We start from the raw sequence: 663 nt of genomic DNA, 5'->3' as shown, positions 1-663 counted from the left end.
TTTCAAATTCCTAAATTAGGAGGGATAAAATGAAAATTAATAATGTAACAGAAAAGGATTTATTTTATATTTTAGACTTATTTGAAAAAATGGAAGTAACTTATTGGTTAGATGGAGGTTGGGGTGTAGATGTATTAACTGGAAAACAACAAAGAGAACACAGAGATATAGATATAGATTTTGACGCCCAACACACTCAAAAAGTTATACAAAAATTAGAAGATATAGGATATAAAATAGAAGTTGATTGGATGCCTTCACGCATGGAACTTAAACATAAAAAATATGGATATTTAGATATTCATCCCATAAATTTAAATGATGATGGTTCCATTACTCAAGCAAATCCAGAAGGTGGCAATTACGTTTTTCAAAATGAATGGTTTTCAGAAACTAATTATAAAGGTCGAAAAATACCATGTATTTCAAAAGAAGCTCAGCTTCTTTTTCATTCTGGTTATGACTTAACAGAAAAAGACCATTTTGATATAAAAAATTTAAAATCAATAACATAATTGCTTTATTCCAATTGCTTTATTGACGTTGAGCCTCGGAACCCTTAACAATCCCAAAACTTGTCGAATGGTCGGCTTAATAGCTCACGCTATGCCGACATTCGTCTACAAGTTTAGTTAAGGGTTCTTCTCAACCTGTCTCTTATAC

The 663-nt window shown here is 30.9% G+C and carries 1 protein-coding gene; it reads left to right on the top strand.

What is annotated here, in order from left to right:
- Positions 1 to 29: 29 nt before the first annotated feature.
- The gene (gene lnu(A), locus I6F09_RS37180) at positions 30 to 515 is read left to right on the top strand and encodes a lincosamide nucleotidyltransferase Lnu(A) (protein WP_000700648.1); all 486 of its coding nucleotides are present in this window, start codon (positions 30 to 32) and stop codon (positions 513 to 515) included.
- Positions 516 to 663 lie beyond the last annotated feature (148 nt).

Source organism: Bradyrhizobium sp. IC3195, from assembly GCF_020193585.1.
Classification (GTDB): Bacteria; Pseudomonadota; Alphaproteobacteria; order Rhizobiales; family Xanthobacteraceae; genus Bradyrhizobium; species Bradyrhizobium yuanmingense.
The sequence above is the reverse complement of the archived record's forward strand: the minus strand, read 5'-3'. Positions and strand labels throughout refer to the sequence as shown.